Source organism: Polaromonas sp. P1_E3 (assembly GCF_056405935.1).
On the sequence record NZ_JBFUBD010000222.1, the window covers coordinates 1 to 4,648 of the forward strand.

Consider the following 4,648-nt stretch of genomic DNA (forward strand, 5'->3'; position numbering starts at 1 on the left):
GCCGAAGGCTACGCACGCATGATCGCGCTCACGACACAGCTCAACAAGCCGGGTATTGAACTGGCGCGCATGCAAGGCGTACACGCCCTGACCGACATCACGGGCTTTGGCCTGGCTGGCCACGGACTGGAGCTGGCGCGGGGAGCAAAGCTCAAAATGCAACTGCAACTCACCCAGATTCCAACGATGCCTGGCGTGCTGGAACTGGCCGATGCGGGCATGGTGACCGGAGCTTCGGGTCGCAACTGGGCCAGCTATGGCCAGGAAGTCACCCTGCCCGCGGGCATCTCCACAGCGCAACGGGCCTTACTGTCCGATCCGCAGACCAGCGGCGGACTGCTGGTGTCTTGCGCGCCCGGCATCGAGGCAGAGGTGCTGGAGTGCTTTCACCGCCAGGGCTTTGCCGAGGCGTGCACCATAGGACGAATGGTGGAAGGCAGCGGCCTTGAAGTCCTGGCCGGCTGAATCGTCAAAAGACAGCATCAGTCGGGCGACCGGCCCGTAAAAGGCACCAAACCAGGGCGACACACGTGTTTACCCCTACGTTTCTGGGGGCATACCGTCAAAATGATGTCAGCTTGGCTTTTATAGTCTTTATAAAATTTTCCCTGTCGCAAGAACATCCGGACTCCTCGCCCAAAGCGGGGACTCCGGATGAATTTTTATGCGCATCCCTTTTACCTGGAGACAAAACAATGCGCGCATTACTGAAATTTTCAAATGCGGTGGACTGGATCAATACACAGATCGGCAAGCACGTCATCTGGCTGATACTTGCCTCCACCCTGATCAGCGGCGTCAACGCCATCGTCCGCAAGGTGTTCAACGTGAGTTCCAACGCCTACCTGGAAGTGCAGTGGTACCTGTTTGCCGCCTCCTTCCTTATCGCAGCCGGCTATACCCTGCTGCAAGGCGAGCACGTCAAGATCGACGTGGTCTCCAGCCGGCTTTCCAAGCGCGGGCAGATTTGGGTGGACATCATCGGTTTCACGATCTTCCTGACACCGGTGTGTTTTGCCCTCATTTACTACGGCTTTCCGTTTTTCCTGCGCGGCCTGCAGTCCGGTGAGGTCTCCGGCAACGCCGGTGGCCTGATCCGCTGGCCTGTCTACGCCATGATCCCACTCGGCTTCACACTGCTCTTGCTGCAGGGCTGGTCTGAGCTGATCAAGCGCATTGCCTTCCTCAAGGGCCTGATCGACGATCCAACGGTCAGGAAGGTGGAAAAAACCGCCGAAGAAGAACTCGCCGAAGCCATCCGCAGGCTTGCGGAAACCAAAACCAACGCCGGCTGATCGGGAGACATATTCATGGAATTTTTCATTCAAAATCTTGCCCCGATCATGTTCCTGGGGCTGATCGTTTTCCTGCTGATGGGTTTTCCCGTTGCCTTCAGCCTGGGTGCCTGCGGCCTGTTTTTTGGTTTTATCGGCGTGGAACTCCGCGTGCTGCCGGAAGCGCTTTTACAGGCGCTTCCACTGCGCGTTTTCGGCATCATGCAGAACGACACGCTGCTGGCCATTCCCTTCTTTACCCTGATGGGATTGATTCTTGAACGCAGCGGCATGGCGGAGGATTTGCTGGACACCATAGGCCAGCTCTTCGGCCCGATTCGCGGCGGCCTGGCGCTTGCCGTGATCTTCGTGGGCGCCCTGCTGGCAGCGACGACCGGCGTCGTGGCGGCCTCCGTTATTTCCATGGGCCTGATCTCGTTGCCCATCATGTTGCGCTATGGCTACGACAGGCGTATTGCCGCGGGCGTTATTGCGGCGTCGGGTACGCTGGCACAAATTATTCCGCCGTCGCTGGTCCTGATCGTGCTGGCCGACCAGATGGGCCGCAGCGTCGGCGAGATGTACAAGGGCGCGTTTATCCCCGGCTTCGTGTTGACCGGCATGTATGTGCTGTATATCGTGGGCCTGGCCATCTTCAAACCACACTGGGTTCCGGCCCTGCCCGCAGAAGCGCGCACCATCCGCGAAGACAACGGCAAAAATGGCCTCCTGTCGCTGGTCATCCTCACGGTTATCTCGACCGGCATTGCGTTTTACTTCGGCGAACACTACGCCGCCGTGCAGAGCTGGGTGACAGGTGTGACGGTGACGACTGTAGCGACGGATGAAACCATCGTGGTGTCCATGTGCGCGGGCGTCATGCTGGCGTTCGTCATCGCCGTGATCAACAAGATCACACGCCTGAACCTGCTCTCGCGCATGGCGGAGCGCGTGACGTTCGTGCTGATTCCACCCCTGCTGCTGATCTTCCTGGTACTGGGCACGATTTTCCTCGGCATTGCGACGCCTACAGAAGGCGGCGCGATGGGTGCGCTGGGCGCGTTCATCATGGCCATGGTGCGCCGCAGGCTCAGCTTCTCGCTGCTCAAGCAGGCCCTGGCGACCACGACCAAGCTGTCCTGCTTTGTGGTGTTCATCCTGATCGGCTCGACGATGTTCAGCCTGACCTTCCAGGGCGTCGATGGTCCGAAATGGGTCGAGCACCTGCTCACCGGCCTGCCCGGCGGCCAGACCGGCTTCCTGATCGTGGTCAACCTTTTGATCTTCTTCCTGGCCTTCTTCCTGGACTTCTTTGAGCTGTCCTTCATCGTGGTGCCGCTGCTGGCACCCGTTGCCGAAAAGCTGGGTATCGACCTGATCTGGTTCGGCGTGCTGCTGGCCGTGAACATGCAGACCTCGTTCATGCATCCGCCTTTCGGATTTGCCCTGTTCTACCTGCGCAGCGTGGCGCCTATCAAGGCGTACACGGACAAGCTCACCAAGAAGATGATCGAGCCCGTGACTACCATGCAGATTTACTGGGGAGCCGTGCCTTTCGTGCTGATCCAGATCGTCATGGTCGGGCTGATCATTGCATTCCCCGGCATCGTCTCCAGCGGCCTGGACAAGAAGCAGGTCTATGACCTGGACAAGGTGCGCATCGAGATGGAAAACAACATGCCTGCCACGGAGCCGGGACCGGATCCATTCGCGCCCGCGCCGGAGCAAGGTGCCTCGGACGCCACAAGCGGAATGCCTGCGCCGGAGACCGCATCAGCCCCTGAGATCGATCCCATGAAGGCGCTTGAAGAAGCCGCGAAAAAGAAATAGGCGGATTCAACCCCTTCCCAGCCCCGTCATGACGGGGCTTTTTTTTGCCTCCTCAAACAGGCGGGGTGAGCCTTCATGCGCCCCCCGCAGGCGGCAAAGCTTGCGGCGGATCGGACAGCAAAAGGTGAAGAAGAAAGCAGGGCAAAAAAAAAGCCCCGTCAGGCGGGGCTTTTTGAGCAGTAACCTTCCGGCTCTTACATCTTGCGGCTTTGCATGAAAGTATCGAAGCGCGACTCGGCAAAACGGAACCAGAGGATCTGGTCGCGCTGGAAAGCACGGTAGTCGCCGTAGATCTTCTTCCAATCCGGGTTCTTGGTGGCGATCTCTTCGTACAGGTCCATGGAAGCCTTGAAAGAGGCTTCAAGCACCGCAGTGGGGAAAGGCAGCACCTTGGTGCCTCCGGCAACCAACTGCTTCAACGCACCTGGATTGCGGGCGTCATACTTGGCTTGCATGTCGATGTGCGCGTGCGAGGCAGCGGTCTCCACGATGGCCTTGTACTCGGCAGGCAGGGCCTCGAGTGCCTTGTTGTTGATAAAGAAATCAACTTCGGGGCCACCTTCCCACCAGCCGGGGTAGTAGTAGAACGGCGCCACCTTGGCAAAACCGAGCTTCTGGTCGTCATAAGGACCGACCCACTCGGCGGCGTCCAGCGTGCCCTTTTCGAGGGCCTGGTAGATTTCACCGCCCGGCAGGTTTTGCGGAACCACACCCAGCTTCTCGACCACCTTGCCGGCAAAGCCGCCGATGCGGAACTTCAGGCCCTTGAGGTCGGCCACGGTCTTGATTTCCTTGCGGAACCAGCCACCCATCTGGGTGCCGGTGTTGCCGCCGGGCAAGCTGACCATGTTGTATTTGGCATAAAACTCGTTCATGAGCTTGCGGCCGTTGCCTTCGTACATCCAGGCTGACATCTGGCGCGAGTTCATGCCGAAAGGAATGGCCGCGCCGATGGCGAAGGCTTCATTTTTGCCGAAGTAGTAGTAAGGCACCGTGTGGCACATTTCCACTGTTCCCTGCTGAACGCCGTCGACGACGCCGAAGGCAGGCATCAGTTCACCGGCCGCGTGCACGCTGATCTGGAACTTGCCGCCGGTCATCTCGCCGACCTTCTTGGCGAACACTTCAGCGCCGCCGTAAATGGTGTCCAGCGGCTTGGGGAAGCTGGACGCCAGGCGCCAGCGGATGGTGGCCTGCGCATGAACCGCGGGGGCGATGCCGGCAGCGAGAACGCCGGCAATGCCGGCGTTTTTGATGAGTGAGCGACGATCCAAAATACTATCTCCTGAAGGGTTGTCGAATCTGCGAGCCCTGAAGCAGGACCCGCCGGACCGCTCAAGCAGGCTCAACCCGTACAGGTGGCGTCCTCAAGCGAAGTCAACCCGCGATTCTGTCAGCTTTCCCTCTCGAAAACACCCCGTTCTTACCCGTAGTGTCTTGAAAAATAAAAAGCCGCCTGCGAGAGGCGGCTTGCAGATTCCTGACGGGGCGAGAAGACCCCGGGGAATTTACAGCTTCTGGGCTTGCATGAAGCGGTCAAACGT

4 protein-coding genes are annotated in these 4,648 nt (G+C 59.2%); 3 read left to right on the top strand and 1 reads right to left on the bottom strand.

The genetic code is table 11. The features are described from left to right. The 3 genes from AC1D0Z_RS16360 to AC1D0Z_RS16370 form a co-directional block, all read left to right on the top strand. Positions 1-465, top strand: a 465-nt coding sequence (locus AC1D0Z_RS16360) for an AIR synthase-related protein (protein WP_477659277.1), incomplete at its 5' end; no start/stop codon positions are given. Between the two features lie 230 nt (positions 466-695). Then, positions 696-1,295, top strand: a complete 600-nt coding sequence (locus tag AC1D0Z_RS16365; protein WP_477659278.1) for a TRAP transporter small permease subunit — start codon at positions 696-698, stop codon at positions 1,293-1,295. Positions 1,296-1,310: 15 nt separating this feature from the next. Beyond that, on the top strand, positions 1,311-3,104 hold the full coding sequence (locus tag AC1D0Z_RS16370; RefSeq protein ID WP_477659279.1) for a TRAP transporter large permease: 1,794 nt from the start codon (positions 1,311-1,313) through the stop codon (positions 3,102-3,104). A 194-nt stretch (positions 3,105-3,298) separates the two neighbouring features. Here AC1D0Z_RS16370 and AC1D0Z_RS16375 read toward each other — a convergent pair whose 3' ends face one another. Beyond that, positions 3,299-4,378: a TRAP transporter substrate-binding protein gene (locus AC1D0Z_RS16375; protein WP_477659280.1), complete on the bottom strand. Its 1,080-nt coding sequence runs from the start codon at positions 4,376-4,378 to the stop codon at positions 3,299-3,301. Positions 4,379-4,648: the final 270 nt, after the last annotated feature.

What these genes read in the sequence shown, in the direction of transcription:
- AC1D0Z_RS16365 (WP_477659278.1), top strand. Translation starts at nt 696, where the DNA reads ATGCGCGCATTACTGAAATTTTCAAATGCGGTGGACTGGATCAATACA.
- AC1D0Z_RS16370 (WP_477659279.1), top strand. Translation starts at nt 1,311, where the DNA reads ATGGAATTTTTCATTCAAAATCTTGCCCCGATCATGTTCCTGGGGCTG.